The organism is Rhodococcus sp. PML026, assembly GCF_000963615.1.
Classification (GTDB): domain Bacteria; phylum Actinomycetota; class Actinomycetes; order Mycobacteriales; family Mycobacteriaceae; genus Rhodococcoides; species Rhodococcoides fascians.
In genome coordinates this window covers 640,933-657,759 of record NZ_KQ031376.1, presented here as the reverse complement: position 1 = coordinate 657,759, position 16,827 = coordinate 640,933, and the positions used below count along the sequence as shown (strand labels likewise).

The following is a 16,827-nucleotide window of genomic DNA, read 5'->3' as shown; positions in this document are numbered from 1 at the left end:
GTCAGCGGTCCTGTAGCTCGAGCACCAATCGGGCACCCCCGAGGGGGCTGTCTGCCAGATATGCGCGGCCACCGTGCAATTCGGCCTGCTGGGCCACCAGCGCGAGACCGAGGCCGGAGCCGCCCTTCGCGGCTCCGGCTCCACGCTCGAAGCGTCCGAACACCGACTCGCGTTCGTCCACCGGAACGCCGGATCCGTTGTCGTCGATCAGGATTCGGACCAGCGCGTCCGCGCGCTCGACGCGAATGACGACGGTGCTCGCCCCGCCGTGCCGGACGGCGTTGCCGATCCCGTTGTCCACCGCGAGTCGAACTCCGGTGGGGAGTGCGCGAATCGTGATCTCGCACTCCGGTTCCGACTCCACCCGAACGTCCAGACCCGGGTGCTGACGCTGCGCATCCTGCGCGGCGACGTCGCAGATGTCGATGATGTCGGTCTCGACCCGGTCGCCCTCGCTGGACAATTCACCCGATGCCAATCGTTCGAGCGCGGTCAGGGTCGTCTCGACTCGGCCCTGAGTGCGCTCGAGGTCGGTCAGAATTTCCTGTTGCTGCGCGCGTTCGAGATCGAGGGTGCGCAACACTTCGATGTCGGTACGCATCGCAGTCAACGGGGTGCGCAACTCGTGGGCCGACACGGCCGCAAAATCGCGCGCCGTGTCCAGGGCGGCATTGGTGCGTTCCTGTGCCTCGTTCAGTCGAGTGAGCATGCCCCCGATCGCGACCGCGAGCTCGTCGGCCTCGGTGACTCCGGTTCGGGTCTGCGGCGCCGACGGAGGCTGAGCGCTGACCTGCCGCGTCAGCGTCACCAGCGGTCTGACGGCACGTCCTCCGAACAGCCAACCCAGGCCCGTCGACACGGCGACCGCAGCCAGCCCCAGCAGGATCACCTGTCTCTGTTGCTCGTCGGTCACCTGCTGCGCCTCGATGGCCGGGACACCGATGGAGATGGACACGGACGAGACCACGGTCGAGGTCGCGGTGTAGACCCGAAACCGCTGACCGTCCACATCCACTGTCTGAGAACCGGTGTCGAGGGCGGGCAACCGCGTAGGAGTCGAGGCGACGACGATGTCTCCGCTGCGAATGGTGACAGCGAACGCTCCGGACAGCTGATCGATGAAGGCTTCCAGCGTCGACGAGTTCGGGACCAGCACCTGCGATGCCGTCGTCAGACGCTCGTCGAGCTGGTTGACGTTGTTGCGGGAAATGGCCACCGACGTCACCACGGCCAGGGCCGCCACGACAAGGGTGGCACCGAGGGCCGTCGCCGCCGCGACCCGGGCGCGAAGCGAGAAACTCATACCGACTCCCGCACGACGAAGCCCACACCGCGGACGGTGTGCAGGATGCGCGGCGAGCCGTCGCTCTCGAGTTTGCGGCGTAGATAGCCGACGAACACGTCGACGACGTTGGTGTCGGCGACGAAGTCGTAGCCCCAGACCAATTCGAGGAGTCGCTCACGCGTCAGTACGACGCCCTTGTTGCGAGCAAGAATGGCCAGCAACTCGAACTCGCGCTTCGTGAGATCGATGTCGACGCCGCCGCGGTGCACTCGGTACCCCGCGATATCGACAACCAAAGTGCCCACGGCGACAGCCGAATTGGGGATACCGGGATCGGCTGCCGGAAGGACAGGACTGGTGCCGCGCCGTCGGAGCATGGCCCTGATGCGGGCCACCAGCTCGGCGAGCACGAACGGTTTGGTGAGGTAATCGTCGGCACCGGATTCGAGACCCGCGATGCGATCGTCCACAGAGCTGCGGGCGCTGAGAACACAGATCGGAATGTCGTTCCCCATGGCGCGCAATGCAGTCACGACGCTTGCGCCGTCGAGCACCGGCATGTTGATGTCCAGCACGATCGCGTCGGGCGAGGTGCGCGACACGACGCCGAGCGCCTCGGCCCCGTCCGACGCCGTGATGACCGTGAAGCCGGACAGGCGTAGGCCGCGCTGCAACGACGACAACACATCGGTGTCATCGTCGACGACGAGGACGGTGGCGGGGGTGCTCGGCGATTCGGTCACCTCCCAATGCTAGGCAACCCAGCTGTCGACGGTGGTACGCCGCTCCTCGGGCGTCTTGGCAAAGAATTCTTCCAGGGCCGTGCGGCGATCGACGTCGGCGTCGAGGGTCCAGGCGAGGGCGGGTGCCTTGGCATAGAGCTGCTCGTAGTACTTCTCGAACGTGCAGGTGCTCTCGACGAGGGAGAGGGCACCGGGGAAGGGGCGGATGTTCGTCATGATGTTCTCTCCTCTGCTCGCGGCTGATCGGCGTATTTCCCAAGGTAGGGGCCGATGTTGCGGCGGCGGTGAGCATGGATTGGCGATTCTCTGAGAATCCCCGAAACAGCGATGGGGGTTGCTCGTAGCCGGGTTGGGTAAGACTGACGGCATGTCGCTCGTTTGGTTTCGCCGTGATCTCCGACTGGGGGATCTGCCCACCCTCACCGCCGCTGCCGAGTCCGGGGATCCGGTACTGGGGCTCTTCGTACTGGACGACCGTTTGCTGAAGCCCTCCGGCGGGCCGCGCAAGGACTTCCTGTTCCGGTCGCTCGAGGCACTGAACGAGCAGCTCGACGGCAGGCTGATGGTGGTGCACGGCGACCCCGAGACGGTGGTGCCGAAAGTGGCGAAGGCGATCGACGCCGACGAGGTCCACATCAGCGCCGATTACGGTCCGTACGGCCGGGAGCGGGACCAGCGCGTCGGCGAGAAGGTGACGCTGGTCGAGACCGGGTCGCCGTATGCCGTTGCGCCCGGACGGATCACCAAGAACGACGGTGAGCCGTACAAGGTGTTCACGCCGTACTCACGGCAGTGGATGGAACACGGTTGGCGCGGACCGGCCGATACGTCCGCGAAAACCGTGACGTGGATCGACCCCGACCACGTGAAAGGCGTGAAGAGGGCGAAAGTTCCGAGCGAGAACGAGACCTCCGACGCCGATGCAGGCGAGCAAGCCGCACGGGCGCAGTGGAAGGATTTTCTAGACGACGTCTCGAAGTACGACGACGAACGCAACCGCCCCGACCTCGATTCGACGAGCCGGATGTCGGTGCATCTGAAGTACGGCACCATTCATCCGCGAACCATGCTGGCCGACCTGGGCAAGCTCCGCAACGAGGGTGCCGCTGCGTATCGGAGGCAGATCTGCTGGCGAGACTTCTACGCCGACATCCTGTTTCAGCGCCCCGACAGTGCGCGCGAGAACTACGTCAAGAAGTTCGACAAGATCGAACTGGACTCGGGCAAGCACGCCGACGAGCTGTTCGAGGCCTGGTGTAAGGGCGAGACCGGCTTTCCGATCGTCGATGCCGGTATGCGGCAATTGAACTCGGAGAAGTGGATGCACAACCGAGTCCGTATGATCGTCGCGTCGTTCCTCGTCAAAGACCTGCACCTGCCGTGGTGGCGAGGTGCCCGCTATTTCATGCAGCATCTCGTCGACGGCGATCTGGCCAACAATCAGCACGGCTGGCAGTGGACCGCGGGCACCGGTACCGACGCCTCGCCGTACTTTCGAGTGTTCAACCCGATCACCCAAGGTGAGAAATTCGATCCGACGGGCGATTACGTACGGCGCTGGGTGCCGGAGCTACGCGGTGAGGAGGGAAAAGCCGTGCACACGTTGAAGTTCGGCCGACCCAAGGAGTACGTGGATCCGATCGTCGACCACAAGCACGAGCGTGAGGTTGCTATCGCTCGGTTCAAGGCCCTGTGACGGCTGCTATCTCCTGCGGGACAATCCGACACCCACGAGGCAGATGACACCGCCGACGACGGCGAGAATGTGCGGTATCTCGCCGAGCAACAACCAGGCCAGAGTGATGGTGATCGGCGGCACCGCATACGTGGTGATGCCGAGCTTGCCTGCGTTCATGCGCGTCAGCGCATAGGCCCAGGTGCTGAACGCCAGCGCGGTGGGAACCAGGCCGAGGTAGAGCAGTCCGCCGGTGGCTCCGGCCGAGGCGGTGGACAGGTCGTCGAGCAGAGCAGGCGCGAACGGGAGTGTGCAGACCGCCCCGATGGTGCAGGCCATCCAGGTGACCTGCAGGCCGGGGACCGTGCGCAGTACCGGCTTCTGGCTGAGTACTCCGATCGCATAGGTCACTGCGGATACGAGACACAGTGCGATGCCGAGGAAGTCGGCGTCCGTCCTGGTGGTCGAGGTGGTGGTGACGGCGGTGACGACGCCGACCATGACGGCACCGGCGAACGCGATACCGGCACCGATCACCAACCACTTCGGAAAGCCCTCGCCCAGAAGCAGACCGGCGAACAGCGCCACCAGGATGGGGCCGATCTGAATGATCATCGACGTCGTTCCGGCGTCGACACGTTGCTCGGCGGCGTTGAGGGCGACGTTGTAGACGCCGAACCAGAACACGCCGACGCTGGCGATCTGTAACCACTGCGTGCGGTTCGGCTTGACCCACTGTCTCCTGACCAGCACGATCGCGCCGAGGGCGCACGATCCGATGAGGAGCCGGCCCAGAGCGAGTGGGCCGGCACCGAACGACTCGCCGACGCCGCGGATGGCGACGAAGGCCGAGGCCCACGAGATCACCGTGACGGTGACCGCACCGAGTGCGAGCCAGTCGACGGCGGGGCGGGTGTCGAGATCTGTCATGCCGAGGACGCTATCGTGCGGGAGTGCCCCATGGCGCGCGGGTTTCGGCCATGGTTGCTTCGGTTTCCGCCTATCTGCCGAGTAGCTTCTCCAGTGCATCGAGGACTGCGGGATCCTCAATGGTCGACGGCACGCCGTATTCCTCGCCTGCGACGATCTGACGCATCGTCTTCCGCAGGATCTTGCCCGATCGGGTCTTCGGCAGCGCTCCGACGATCGTCACGTCGCGGAACGTTGCGAGCGCACCGATCTGATCGCGAACCATGGCCACCAATTCGGTGCGCAGCTGTTCCTCGGTGATGTTCTCGCCGGCCTTGAGCACTACATAGCCGCTGGGACGCTGTCCTTTGAGGTCGTCGTGAATACCGATGACGGCGCACTCGGCGACGGCCGGATGGCCGGCGAGTACCGCCTCCATCGATCCGGTGGACAGACGGTGTCCGGCGACGTTGATGACGTCGTCGCTGCGACCGAGTACGTAGACGTACCCGTCGGCGTCGATGTAACCGGAGTCGCCGGTGAGGTAGTAACCGGGGAAAGTATCGAGATACGAACGCTGGAAACGTGATTCGTCGTTCCACAGTCCGACCAGTGCACCGGGCGGCAGTGGCAGCTGCACGACGATGTTGCCCTCCGAGCCTGCGTCCACGGGATTACCGGACGCGTCGAGGATACCGACCTGAAATCCCGGTACCGGCACGGTCGGCGATCCGGGTTTGATCGGAAGTGGTTCCAGCCCGCGAAGGTTGGCGCAGATGGCCCACCCGGTCTCGGTCTGCCACCAATGGTCGACGACGGGTCGATCGAGGGTGCGTGAAATCCACTCGTACGTATCGGGATCGAGGCGTTCACCGGCGACGAACAGTGTCTCGAGCGAGGACGTGTCGTATTTCTCGAGCTCGGCGGCGTGCGGATCGACCTTGCGAATGGCGCGTAGCGCGGTCGGTGCGGTGAACAGGGCCCGCACACTGTGGTCCTGAATCACCCGCCAGAACGCGCCTGCATCGGGAGTCCCGACAGGCTTGCCCTCGTAGAGAACCGTTGTGGCACCGGCGAACAGCGGGCCGTAGACGATGTACGAGTGTCCCACCACCCACCCGACGTCGGAGGCCGTCCACATCACCTGACCGGCATTCACGTCGTAGATGTTGCGCATCGACCACGTCAACGCGACGGCATGACCGCCGTTGTCGCGCACCACGCCCTTGGGCTTGCCCGTCGTACCAGACGTGTAGAGGATGTACAGCGGATCCGTCGCCGCCATCGAAACCGGTTGTGCGGCGGATGCGTCGGCGATGAGGGTGTCCCAATCCAGCCACTCGTGTTCGCCGGGAATGCCCTCTCGTGATTTTACGATCACGGCCGGTGTGTTCGCGGTCGTGAGCGTCAGGGCGCGCTGCACCAAGGGGAGGTATTCGATGACGCGACCCGGCTCGAACCCACCGCTCGCGGTGATCAGCAGCACCGGCTCGGCGTCGTCGATTCTCGCTGCGAGCTCCTTGGCCGCGAAGCCGCCGAACACCACCGAGTGCACCGCACCGAGTCGCGCACACGCGAGCATCGCGATGACGGCCTCGGGAATCATCGGCAGATAGATGACCACGCGGTCGCCCGGTCCGACGCCCTGCGCGCGCAGCACCCCGGCGAAGCGCGCGACCTGGTCGAGAAGTTCGGCGTAGGTGTAGCTCCGGGTGAGCCCGAGCATCGCCGAGTCGTAGATCAGTGCGGTCCGATCCCCGTGGCCGGCGTCGACGTGCCGATCCAGGGCGTTGACGCACGTGTTGAGACGGGCTCCGGGAAACCACTGCGAACCGTCGAACGCCGTGGTGGGAGGGGTGTCCCAGTCGACTCCCGACGCGGCCGCCAGCCAGAAATCCTCGCGGTTCTCGATGCTGCTGTCGAATGCCTGCCGATACTCGCCACTCATGTCTGCGAGCGTAGTTCGAGGTGGGGTGGTCCGGGCCGGGTTGCGCACTACCGGCGACGACCGGCGGAATCCCGTCGACCGGCGGTCGTTGTGTGCACTGGTGCCCACACGCCGTCAAGATTCACGGCCGAGGCGTCAAGATTGCGTCAACACCCCTGTTCGACGCCACCGCCCGGCGCAAGACTTCTTCTCATGACTCTTGTGGACATTCTTCCGTCTCTCGGTGCCGCCTATGTGTCGCGGTGCGATCCAGCGCTCTGGCCAGAGGACACTCACTGTGTGTGCGGCCGCATCACCGTCGACGGCGTCGCGCTCGAGGATGTGGCCGATGCCGAGGGCACTCCGGTGCAGTGGGGTCGGATTCTGATCACTCGCGTGCGGTCGGTCATCGCCGGCGAGGTGGGCGTCGATGCGGAGTTCGGTGATCTTCAGCAGGCAGTAGTGGTCAACCGGCACTCGGTGGGCCCGGTGGTCAAGGTCGACGTGCACGGTCCGGGGCGCAGTTGCGTCAGTCCGGTCGAGTTGCCAGCCGACCTGCGTGCGGGCGACGTAGTAGCGCTCGTGACCTCGCACGTGCACGGCGGAGCCTGCGGTCGTTCCGCAGGCTCCACTCCGGTCTCGTAGCAGGGGTCGAGTTTCCACTCACAAGGCGACCCCGAGAGTGCGGTAGCGGCCGAGTCTCGCACTCGTCCGAGCTGCCGCTTCGAGGGTCGACAGCTCGCGTAGTTCGCGGACAATGGCATCGGCGATGCGACCGGAGAACGCGGCCGGTTCGTCGGCTGCATCGGGGAGTTCGGGAACGATGGCGTCGACGATGCCGTCGCGCAGTAGGTCGACCGACCGAATGCCCTGAGCCTCGGCCATGTCCGGTGCATGGGCGGTATCGCGGTGCACGATGGCGCTGGCTCCCTCGGGTGGAAGTGGTGCGAGCCAGGCATTCTGGGCACACAGGACGCGGTCCGCGGGCAGCAGTGCGAGTGCTCCGCCGCCGGTGCCCTGGCCCAGTAGTACCGACACCGTCGGGGTGTTCACGGTGACCAGGTCGGAGATCGACCGCGCGATCTCGGGAGCGAGACCACCCTCCTCGGCTTCCTTGGACAGTGCTGCGCCGAATGTGTCGATGACGAGCACCAGAGGTAGCCGGAGTTCCTCGGCCAGGCGCACGCCGCGGCGAGCTTCTCGTAGTGCTGCCGGACCCATCGTTGCCGTGGCGGTGCTGCTGCTTCGGTCGTTGCCGAACAGCACGCAGGAGACACCGCGAATGCGGCACAGGGACAACAGGATCGAGGTGTCGGCCTCGCCCTGGCCGGTGCCGCTGAGCGGAACATGTTCGGCCGCAGCATGTTCGATGATCTGCCGAATCCCTGGACGATCGGCGCGGCGCGACGACTGCACCAAGTGCCAGGCCGATTGCTGGGGAATGCTCGTACGTTCGACTTCGGGAACGTCCGTCCACACGGATGCGTCGACGATCACTCGCAGCGTGCGGATCAGCAAGTGACGCAATTGCTCGACCGGCACCACACCGTCGATGACACCGTGCTGGTACAAATTCTCGGCGGTCTGGACGCCATCGGGAAATGGCTTGTCGTACAAAGCCTGATACACCCGCGGGCCGAGGAACCCGATGAGGGCCTCGGGTTCGGCGACGGTGACGTGGGCCAGTGAACCCCAGGATGCGAAAACGCCTCCCGTCGTCGGATTGCGGAGATACACCACATACGGCAGGTGCGCCGCTTTGTGTGCGGTGACGGCGGAGGCGATCTTGACCATCTGCACGAAGGCCAACGTTCCCTCCTGCATGCGCGTGCCGCCGGAGGTGGGGGAGGCAATGAGTGGCAGGCCCTCTGCAGTGGCGCGCTCGATGGCGGAGGTGATGCGCTCGGCCGCCGCGACTCCGATCGATCCGGCGAGAAACGCGAACTCGCAGGCGATGATCGCGACGCGTCGGCGGTCGATGGTGCCCTCGCCGGTCAACACCGATTCGTCGACGCCACTCTTCTCGCGAGCCTTGGCCAGATCCTTCAGATAGGACTCCCCAGGATGGACGTCCACGGGCGTGGAGTCCCACGACACGAACGATCCGCCGTCGAGAACGGAATCGAGAATCTCGGCGGCGGATGTCCGTGGGCTCATGGCGCGAACTCTATCGAGCGAATGCTTCCTTCCACGAGACGGTCTTGCCGATTCGGAGAATGGAACGCTGGTAGATCTTTGCCGCGCCCATGGCCAGAATCGCGGTGGTGACGATCATCAGGACCGCCGAGCCGACGATCTGCACCGGCGAGGTCACGCCGGCCGCAATCCGCAGCGGCATCATGATCGCGGAGAACGGAGGAATCCAGCTCAGCGTGTTGGCGAGAGTGCTCTCCGGATCGCTGACGGAATAGAAGGCCGCGAAGAACATGGCCATGATCAGGATCAGCAGTGGCATGGTCGTCGAGTTCACGTCCTCCTGCCGCGAGACCATGGATCCGCCCGCTGCGTACAGCACCGCGAAGAACGCGAAGCCGAGAATGAACCACGCGAGTGTGGCCGCGAAGACACTCACCGCGGCACCGGTGACGGTGAGTACGCCTGTGCCCAATCCTGCTCCCACACCGGCGATTCCGTACAGAGCGAGCTGCAGGATGCCGACCGCACCGATGCCCAGAATCTTGCCCCAGAGCAACTGCAGGGGGCGAACGGTGGAGAGCAGCAGTTCGACCACGCGCGAAGACTTTTCTTCGACGACGCCCATCGCGACGTACATGCCGAAGCCGATGATCTGTGCGTACAACAGGAACACGGCCGACAGGGCCAGGGCTGTCCGCTGACCGGCCTCGGGGTCGGGCGGATCGATCGCGTCGACGGTGACCGTCGCGGCACTCGTCGCTGCCCCGAGCTCGTTCTGGTCGACACCCTGTTGCGCCAGTGCAGCATTCGTGGCCTGCGTCGCGACACTGCCTTCGACGACGGCGCGCAACGTGCCGGTCAGATCGGACTCGGTGACGGCGGTGTACGCGCCCGCAGTGCCGTCGGGAACCAGCGCCACATCGAGATCCCCGGATTCGACGCCACTGCGCGCGGCCGCCGCGTCGGCAACGTCACGGACTTCGACGGGACTTCCGACGGCGTCGCCGGTCGCCTCCAATACAGCCGCGATCGACTGATCTCCGGCGACGCCGATCACGTCGCGTTCCTCGTCGCCGCTGCCGGAGAAGATCGAGAACGCGATGATGCCGCCGACGATGACGGCCAGGATGATCACGTTGCTGATGACGAAGCTCTTCTTCATCACCTGAACGGTGAACTCGCGCTTGGCTATCAAGGACACTGCGCTGAAGGAGTTCAGTTGGGAGCTCATGCCACTACCGCCTCTCGGAACAGGTCGCTCAGGGAAGGTTTCTGGATGGAGAATTCGTGTACCGGTCCGGTCGCGAGCGCGGCCCGCAGGACTTCTTGATCATCGGCTCCCGGTGCCAGCCCGAGAACGGTGATGCCGTCGCTGTGCCCGAGTGTGCTCACTCCGGCGATGCCCGACGCCCATCCGGGCGCAGCGTTCGGTGCGTGGACGTGCAGGTGCGAATCTCCTGATCCGCGTAGTTCGTCGACGGTACCGACGGCTTTCATCGAGCCGGCGGCGATGATGCCGACGCGGTCGCACAGGCGTTGCACCAGATCGAGTTGGTGGCTCGAGAACACCACCGGCACTCCGGCAGCGGCCTTTTCGCGGAGAACTTCGCTCATGACGTCGACGGCGATCGGGTCGAGGCCGGAGAACGGTTCGTCCAGCACGAGCACTGCGGGGTCGTGCACCAGCGCTGCTGCCAACTGCACGCGCTGCTGATTTCCCAGGCTCAATGCGTCGACGGTGTCGTTGACGCGCTCGTCGATGCCGAGGCGTTCGGTCCAGCGAATCACTGCGGCTTTGGCATCCTTCGACGAGAGGCCGTGCAGCTCGGCCATGTACGCCAGTTGCGGGCCGACCTTCATCTTCGGGTACAGCCCGCGTTCCTCCGGCATGTAACCGATGGTGCGGCGGACATCGAGGTCGACGGGCTTGCCGCCCAACAGAACCTGGCCGGAATCTGCCGACAGCACTCCGAGCGCGATGCGCATCGTGGTGGTCTTGCCCGCGCCGTTGCTGCCGACGAAGCCGAACAGCTCGCCCGGCCGGACGTCGAAACTCAGGTTGTCGAGGGCGATCTTGTCGCCGTATCTCTTGGAGACGGAGTCGATCGTGAGGGTGCTCATGGTGCCCTTTCGGTCGTTACTGCTGGTCGAACTCTTCGGTGTCTTCTGGTTCGGGGTCGGGGGTGATCCACGCGAGAATCAATGCGGGGGAGCAAATGCCGGTCATCAGTGCGGCGAGAGTCCATCCGCCACCTGCGTAGGCCAGGCGCGGCATCTCGTCGTTCGCCGTGGACAGGAAGATGGACGCGAACGCCGCCGCCATCACCAGGGTCTGCGTGACGGTGAGGCCGATGGATCGAGCTTCGTTGCGCTGCTGCACTTCCCACTCGTCGAGTGCTCCTACCGGTGCGTCTCCGTGCCGGCCCGAGACCGTCTGGAGAACAGTCCACACCGGTATGAACACCAGGGCCGCCGGTATCCATCCGATCGCGAACCACTTCGAGAACAGGCTGCCGATACTGACGACGAAAAATGTGAAGAGGAGTACAGCCACAGCGACAACGAGGATTCGGCGTCGATGCTGGGTTCGCCAGGCGGGTAGCCAATGCCGTGTTCTGGCGTCGTTCTCGAGAAACCGCCGGGTGCGATACGCCTGATAGCGGGTGAGGATGTCGGAGCCGGGCGTGGTCATCGATCCTTCTCCCTTCGGAAGAGTTCTGCCGACAGTGGTCCGAGTTCGGTGCGCGAGAACACTGCTTCGATCGGCAGATCGAAGACGTCGCAGATGCGCATCGCGAGGTCGAGGCTCGGGTAGTGGTCTCCTCGTTCGAGGGCACCCACTGTCTGGGGATTCACTTCGACGAGTTCGGCCAGTTGCGCGCGGCTCATCTTTCGTTCTGCCCGCAGAACACCCACCCTGTTGAAGATCGGGAGCGCGGTACCGCGCTTGACGGGGCTCATGACAATGAAGTGTTGTATAAACCCAACGATGTGTCAACCGTTAATAACAAAACTGCTGATTTGTCTACGGTGTCTGCTGCTCCCGAGCGGAGGCGACGATGGCGCGCATCGTGGTCAGAAACTCATCGATCGTTGCCCGCTGCTCTGGCGTGAAGCGGGCGAGCTCGTCGACGGCCTGGCCGATGACGGGGCCGAAGAACGTTGTCCCGAGTTGCGACGCGTGCGCAGTCACGCGCAGCAGTACTCGCCTGCGGTCGGACGGGTCGGGTTCGCGTAACACCAGTTCACGCTTGGTCATTCGATCGATCAGGGCCGTGACCGACGCGGATTCCAGGCCCAGCTGGGTTCCTAGCCAACCGGGGGTAGCGCGCGTTCCGGCTCGGTCCGCGTCGAGGAGGCAGATCAGCGCCCGGATATCCGTCGGGTGGAGCGCATGTCTCTGCGCGAATTCTGCGCCCAGAAGATCGAGGTCGACCGTCAGTGCACGTAGTTGGTGGACGGCAGAGATGGGCTCGGTCATGTGCTGGTCCCTCGGGAGATGCTGGACGAGAAGTCTCTCTATTGTCTACTATCTCGATCATCGAGAGATAGGGGCACCAGTGACGCTCGCCGGATTCTTCACCGCCTACGACCGGGTGCTGCGGAAGTGGCCGGTACCAGCCCAGGCCATCGACGTGAACACGGTGCACGGCTCCACACGAATCAACGCCTGCGGACCCGTCGACGGTCCGGCATTGGTGTTGCTGCCGGGTGCGGGTGCGACGTCGACCGTCTGGTTCGCCAATATCAACGCGCTTTCGCAGCACTATCGGGTCTACGCGGTCGACCTCATGGGCGACGTCGGACGGAGTGTTCCCAGTGAGCAGTCCGTCGACTCCGTGGACGAGCTGCTGAACTGGGTGACGGCGGTGCTGGATGAACTGGGCCTTCGAGCTGTGGCACTGTGCGGCCATTCCTACGGCGCGATGATCGCTCTGGCGTACGCCTTGCGCAACGAGAGCCGCGTCGATGCGCTGACGCTACTCGATCCCAACGCATGCTTCGGCTCCATGAGTCCGCGCTACCTGCTGCACGCCCTACCGATACTGCTGTCTCCCAACGAGAAACGGCAGCGTGCTTTCGTCCGATGGGAAACCGATGACGCGCAGTTGGATTCGGATTGGCTCGACACTCTCGCTCTGGGGGCCGCGCACGCCCCGACCACAAAAACCATTGTTCCGAAACGGCCGAAACCTGCTGCGTTCGCGAACTTCGGTGTAGCGACAACCGTGGTACTGGCAGGGAATGGCAAGGTGCACAATGCCGCTCGGATCGAATCGGCGGTCCGAACCGTCCTGCCTGCAGCGCGGACCGTGATACTCGACGGAGCCACGCATCACACGTTGCCGATGCTTCCCGCCGCCGAGGTGAACGAAATTCTTCTCAGTTGACGAAAATCGGGTGCAGCTAGCCGCGCTCAGCTGCACCCGATTCAGCGCGACCTACTTCTCGCTCAGCTGCCCATCGTTCATCGTCCAGTGACGAGTGCTGCGAACGGTGTCGAGCATGCGGCGATCGTGCGTCACCAGCAGCAGGGTGCCCTCGAAGTTTTCCATCGCGCGTTCGAGTTGTTCGATGGCGGGCAGGTCGAGGTGGTTGGTGGGCTCGTCCAGCACCAGCAGGTTCACGCCGCGGGCCTGTAGCAATGCGAGTGCCGCACGGGTTCGCTCACCGGGCGAGAGGGATGACGCCGGCCGGAGTGCGTCGTCGCCGCGTAGTCCGAACTTGGCCAGCAGTGTGCGGACCTCGGCGTCGGGCCACTCGGGAACTGCTGCACTCAAGGCGTCGGACACTGTTCCGTCGCCGACGAAATATGCTCGTGCCTGGTCTATTTCGCCGATCGCCACACCCGAACCCAGTGATGCCGTTCCCTCGTCCGGCGTCAACCGACCCAGCAGTACCGAGAGCAACGTCGTCTTGCCGGAGCCGTTGGGTCCGGTGATGAGGATGCGATCGCCCCAGTCGATCTGCGTCGTCACCGGACCGAAGGTGAACTCCGATCGGCGAACGACGGCTCCGCCCAACACCGCGACAACGGTCCCGCTGCGAGGAGCCGCCGCAATCTCCATTCGCAGCTCCCATTCCTTACGGGGTTCCTCGACCACCTCGAGTCGCTCGATGCGGCGCTGTGTCTGTCGAGCTTTCGCGGCTTGCTTTTCGGTCGACTCGGCGCGGGTCTTGCGGGCGATCTTGTCGTTGTCGGTGGCCTTGCGTCGCGCATTACGGACGCCCGATTCCATCCAGTTCCGCTGCATCTGAGCGCGAGACTCCAACGCCGACTTGGTGTCTGCGAACTCGTCGTACTTCTCCCGTGCATGCTGTCGCGCAATTTCCCGTTCCGCGAGATAGGACTGGTAGCTGCCGTCGTACACATCGATGCGACGCTGCGCTCGATCGAGCTCGACTACACCGGTCACCGTCCGCGCCAGAAACTCGCGATCGTGACTGACGACGACGATGGCCGCCCGCGTCGCGACGACGAATTGTTCGAGTTGCTCGAGGCCCGCGAGGTCCAGGTCGTTGGTGGGCTCGTCGAGCAGCAGAATGTCGTAGCGAGCGAGGAGAATCGCGGCCAGCCCGGCGCGGGCGGCTTGCCCACCGGACAGCGCCGTCATGAGCGCAGACCCGTCGACATCGAGGCCCAGATCCGCGAGTACCTTCGCCGTCCGCTCCGCCAGGTCGGCACCGCCGAGCGCCAGCCACTTCTCGAGCGCAGGGGTGTAGAGGTCCTCGTCGGCAGGAGCGGAGCCTGCGGAGTGACCGGAGTCGCTGCCACCCAACGCCTCGGCGGCTGCGTTCATGGAAGCTTCGGCCGAAGTGACCCCGGTCCGCCGGCCGAGGAAATCCAACACAGTCTCCCCGGCGATGCGCTCGGGCTCCTGCGCCAGATACCCGACGGTCGCGTCGGGCGGGCTGGTGTAGATCTCACCCTCGTGATCGGCCGTTCCCACGCCCGCCAGCAGCGTCAACAGCGTCGATTTACCGGCACCGTTCGCACCGACCAACCCGATCACATCGCCCTCGGCCACCGTCAGATCGAGGCCGGAGAACAGGGTTCGATCGCCGTGAAAGGCGGCCAGATCGTCGATGCGGAGCGTGGCAGTCACCGGACCAGTATCCCCGGGACCGGGAACAGATTCACCGCGCCGTCCGTTGGCATTCGTATGACGTATTCAGCCGAGACCAGTACTGTCCCGACCATCGTGCTCAACGACGGCACGTCGATTCCCCAGCTCGGGTTCGGTGTGTGGCAGGTTCCCGACGACGGTGCCCAGGCCGCCGTGTCCGAGGCGCTGAAGGTCGGATACCGCAGCATCGATACCGCCAAGGTGTACGAGAACGAGGCCGGCACCGGCAAGGCCATCGCCGAGTCCGGCATCGCGCGCGACGAGCTGTTCGTCACCACCAAGCTGTGGAACGACGATCAGGGCTACGACTCCACCTTGAAGGCCTTCGACGCCAGCATGGATCGTCTGGGCCTCGAGTACCTCGACCTGTACCTGATTCACTGGCAGCAGCTCGATCGCGACAAGTACATCGACACGTTCAAGGCGTTCCAGAAGCTGAAGTCGGACGGCCGCATCGGTTCGATCGGCGTCTCCAACTTCACCATCCCCACGCTCGAGAAGCTGATGGACGCCGTCGGTGAGGTCCCGTCGGTCAATCAGATCGAGCTGCATCCGCGCTTCATCCAGGAAGAACTGCGCGCTTTTCACACCTCGAAGGGCATCGCCACCGAGGCGTGGAGCCCGCTCGGTTCCGGTACCGTGCTGGAGGACCCGGCCTTCGCGCCCATCGCCGAGGCACATGGCGTCACCCCGGCGCAGGTGATTCTGCGCTGGCACATCCAGCTCGGCAACGTCGTGATCCCCAAGTCGGTCACCCCGGAGCGGATCGCGAGCAACTTCGACGTGTTCGGCTTCGAGCTGAGCAACGACGAGATTCAGCAGATCAACGCTCTGGACACCGCCGACGGCCGCACCGGCCCGGACCCGGACAAGTTCAGCAGCTGACCCGCCATGTGATGCTCCTATGAGTGTCAAGTGGCAGTTTTCTGGGTGAGAAGTTGGAACATTTCGCGGGCGACGGCTCGTTTGAGGCAGCGGATTATGTCGCGTTTGCTCTTGCCTTCAGCGAGTCGCCGGTCGCGGTATTGCTGGGTGCGGGTGTCGTATTTGAGGCGGGCCATGACGATGACGTGCAACGCTCGGTTGGCCTGCCGGTTGCCGCCGCGGTTGAGTCGATGGCGAGTGGTTTTGCCCGAGGACGCGGGTAGGGGTGCGACACCGCAGAGGCTGGCGAATGCTGCTTCGGAGCTGACGCGGTGGGGGTTGTCACCGACGGTGATCAGCAACTGTGCTGCTGTTTCGTAGCCCACCCCGAACCGGCCGACGAGGTCTTCGGCGGCATCGTCGATGAGCACTGCGAGATTTTTGTCCAGTGCTTTGATGTCGGCGTCGAGGAGCTGGATCCGTCGCGCCACCGACCGCAGTGCAGTCTTGATCGCCGCGGTCAGTGCACCTGGAGTGACGGCGGTCGGCCGCAGTGCTGCGCATGCGTCGATCAATGCGACTGTTGTCAGACCCCGGAGCTGTTCTCGAATCGGTTCGGGCGCGTTGACGACGGCAGATTTGAGACCTGTGATCGCCTCGGCGCGAGCTTTCACCGCGGAGCGACGAGCGTTGTGCAGGAACCGAATCGCCTCGACGTCCCCGTCGTGGGTCTTCGGAATCGTGCGAGCCAGCCCGGCCGCAGCGATGCGAGCAGCACTGTAAGCATCGAGCGGATCGGACTTGCCGTGAAAGCGCCGCGAGCGGCGGTCGGTGCGGTCGACATCGACGACCTCGAGGCCCGCTGCGAGCAGGACCGTGGTCAGCGCGGAGCCGTAGCTTCCGGTGCCTTCGATTCCGACTCGGACGACGATGCCGGTCCCGATCAACCATGCCAGCAGTGCGCGGTAGCCGGCGCCGGTTGCCGGGAACTCTCGGTCGCAGATTTTGCGGCCGAGGTGGTCGATGATCGCCGCGTGGTGGGTGTCTTTGTGAGTATCGATGCCTGCAATGACGGCGAGGCTGACATCGGGTGGGTTTTCGGTCATGCTGGACACTGGTTATCCCTTCGACAGGTGACCACGCACCGGCCGGGACGGCGG

17 protein-coding genes are annotated in these 16,827 nt (G+C 64.7%); 4 read left to right on the top strand and 13 right to left on the bottom strand.

Annotated elements, in window-relative coordinates:
- Window position 1: 1 nt before the first annotated feature.
- From VF34_RS22645 to VF34_RS22635, 3 genes are read right to left on the bottom strand one after another with little or no spacing between them, the layout of a single operon-like run.
- Window positions 2–1,303: a sensor histidine kinase gene (locus VF34_RS22645; RefSeq protein WP_032372945.1), complete on the bottom strand. Its 1,302-nt coding sequence runs from the start codon at window positions 1,301–1,303 to the stop codon at window positions 2–4.
- Entirely contained in the window at window positions 1,300–2,028 is a 729-nt protein-coding gene (locus VF34_RS22640; protein WP_032372944.1) for a response regulator transcription factor, read from the bottom strand. The genes VF34_RS22645 and VF34_RS22640 overlap by 4 nt, the downstream gene beginning before the upstream one ends.
- 9 nt (window positions 2,029–2,037) lie before the next feature.
- Window positions 2,038–2,244: a hypothetical protein gene (locus VF34_RS22635; protein WP_032365896.1), complete on the bottom strand. Its 207-nt coding sequence runs from the start codon at window positions 2,242–2,244 to the stop codon at window positions 2,038–2,040.
- Window positions 2,245–2,395: 151 nt separating this feature from the next.
- Here VF34_RS22635 and VF34_RS22630 point away from each other — a divergent pair, with 151 nt between their 5' ends.
- Window positions 2,396–3,724: a cryptochrome/photolyase family protein gene (locus VF34_RS22630; protein ID WP_032372943.1), complete on the top strand. Its 1,329-nt coding sequence runs from the start codon at window positions 2,396–2,398 to the stop codon at window positions 3,722–3,724.
- A gap of 6 nt (window positions 3,725–3,730) precedes the next feature.
- Here the strand turns inward: VF34_RS22630 and VF34_RS22625 are convergent, their stop codons facing one another.
- Both VF34_RS22625 and VF34_RS22620 read right to left on the bottom strand, forming a co-directional pair.
- Entirely contained in the window at window positions 3,731–4,633 is a 903-nt protein-coding gene (locus VF34_RS22625) for a DMT family transporter (protein ID WP_032372942.1), read from the bottom strand.
- Between the two features lie 70 nt (window positions 4,634–4,703).
- A complete protein-coding gene (locus VF34_RS22620) occupies window positions 4,704–6,560 on the bottom strand; it encodes a propionyl-CoA synthetase (protein WP_032372941.1) in 1,857 nt (618 codons plus the stop codon).
- Window positions 6,561–6,752: 192 nt separating this feature from the next.
- Between VF34_RS22620 and VF34_RS25925 the strand changes: the two genes are divergently transcribed.
- A complete protein-coding gene (locus VF34_RS25925) occupies window positions 6,753–7,184 on the top strand; it encodes a hypothetical protein (protein WP_032372940.1) in 432 nt (143 codons plus the stop codon).
- Between the two features lie 18 nt (window positions 7,185–7,202).
- Here the strand turns inward: VF34_RS25925 and VF34_RS22610 are convergent, their stop codons facing one another.
- The 6 genes from VF34_RS22610 to VF34_RS22585 form a co-directional block, all read right to left on the bottom strand.
- Window positions 7,203–8,696 (bottom strand): carboxyl transferase domain-containing protein, encoded by a 1,494-nt coding sequence (locus tag VF34_RS22610; protein WP_032372939.1) that lies wholly within the window; start codon window positions 8,694–8,696, stop codon window positions 7,203–7,205.
- 10 nt (window positions 8,697–8,706) lie between these two features.
- Complete coding sequence (locus tag VF34_RS22605) at window positions 8,707–9,906, bottom strand: ABC transporter permease (RefSeq protein WP_032372938.1); 1,200 nt, start codon at window positions 9,904–9,906, stop codon at window positions 8,707–8,709.
- Window positions 9,903–10,796, bottom strand: a complete 894-nt coding sequence (locus VF34_RS22600; RefSeq protein WP_032371290.1) for an ABC transporter ATP-binding protein — start codon at window positions 10,794–10,796, stop codon at window positions 9,903–9,905. Before VF34_RS22600 ends, VF34_RS22605 begins: the two co-directional genes overlap by 4 nt.
- Window positions 10,797–10,812: 16 nt before the next feature.
- Window positions 10,813–11,367 carry a hypothetical protein gene (locus tag VF34_RS22595; RefSeq protein WP_032372937.1) on the bottom strand — a complete coding sequence of 185 codons (555 nt, stop codon included), beginning with the start codon at window positions 11,365–11,367 and terminating at the stop codon, window positions 10,813–10,815.
- The gene (locus VF34_RS22590; protein WP_032372936.1) at window positions 11,364–11,636 is read right to left on the bottom strand and encodes a helix-turn-helix transcriptional regulator; all 273 of its coding nucleotides are present in this window, start codon (window positions 11,634–11,636) and stop codon (window positions 11,364–11,366) included. The genes VF34_RS22595 and VF34_RS22590 overlap by 4 nt, the downstream gene beginning before the upstream one ends.
- A gap of 64 nt (window positions 11,637–11,700) precedes the next feature.
- Entirely contained in the window at window positions 11,701–12,156 is a 456-nt protein-coding gene (locus VF34_RS22585) for a MarR family winged helix-turn-helix transcriptional regulator (RefSeq protein WP_032372935.1), read from the bottom strand.
- A 79-nt stretch (window positions 12,157–12,235) separates the two neighbouring features.
- Here VF34_RS22585 and VF34_RS22580 point away from each other — a divergent pair, with 79 nt between their 5' ends.
- On the top strand, window positions 12,236–13,066 hold the full coding sequence (locus VF34_RS22580) for an alpha/beta fold hydrolase (RefSeq protein WP_032372934.1): 831 nt from the start codon (window positions 12,236–12,238) through the stop codon (window positions 13,064–13,066).
- Window positions 13,067–13,117: 51 nt separating this feature from the next.
- On the opposite strand, the gene VF34_RS22575 is transcribed toward VF34_RS22580, so the two are convergent.
- Window positions 13,118–14,782 (bottom strand): ABC-F family ATP-binding cassette domain-containing protein, encoded by a 1,665-nt coding sequence (locus VF34_RS22575; RefSeq protein ID WP_032372933.1) that lies wholly within the window; start codon window positions 14,780–14,782, stop codon window positions 13,118–13,120.
- A 57-nt stretch (window positions 14,783–14,839) separates the two neighbouring features.
- Between VF34_RS22575 and VF34_RS22570 the strand changes: the two genes are divergently transcribed.
- Complete coding sequence (locus VF34_RS22570; RefSeq protein WP_032372932.1) at window positions 14,840–15,688, top strand: aldo/keto reductase; 849 nt, start codon at window positions 14,840–14,842, stop codon at window positions 15,686–15,688.
- 26 nt (window positions 15,689–15,714) lie between these two features.
- Here the strand turns inward: VF34_RS22570 and VF34_RS22565 are convergent, their stop codons facing one another.
- Window positions 15,715–16,773 (bottom strand): IS110 family RNA-guided transposase, encoded by a 1,059-nt coding sequence (locus tag VF34_RS22565; RefSeq protein ID WP_032375837.1) that lies wholly within the window; start codon window positions 16,771–16,773, stop codon window positions 15,715–15,717.
- Window positions 16,774–16,827: the final 54 nt, after the last annotated feature.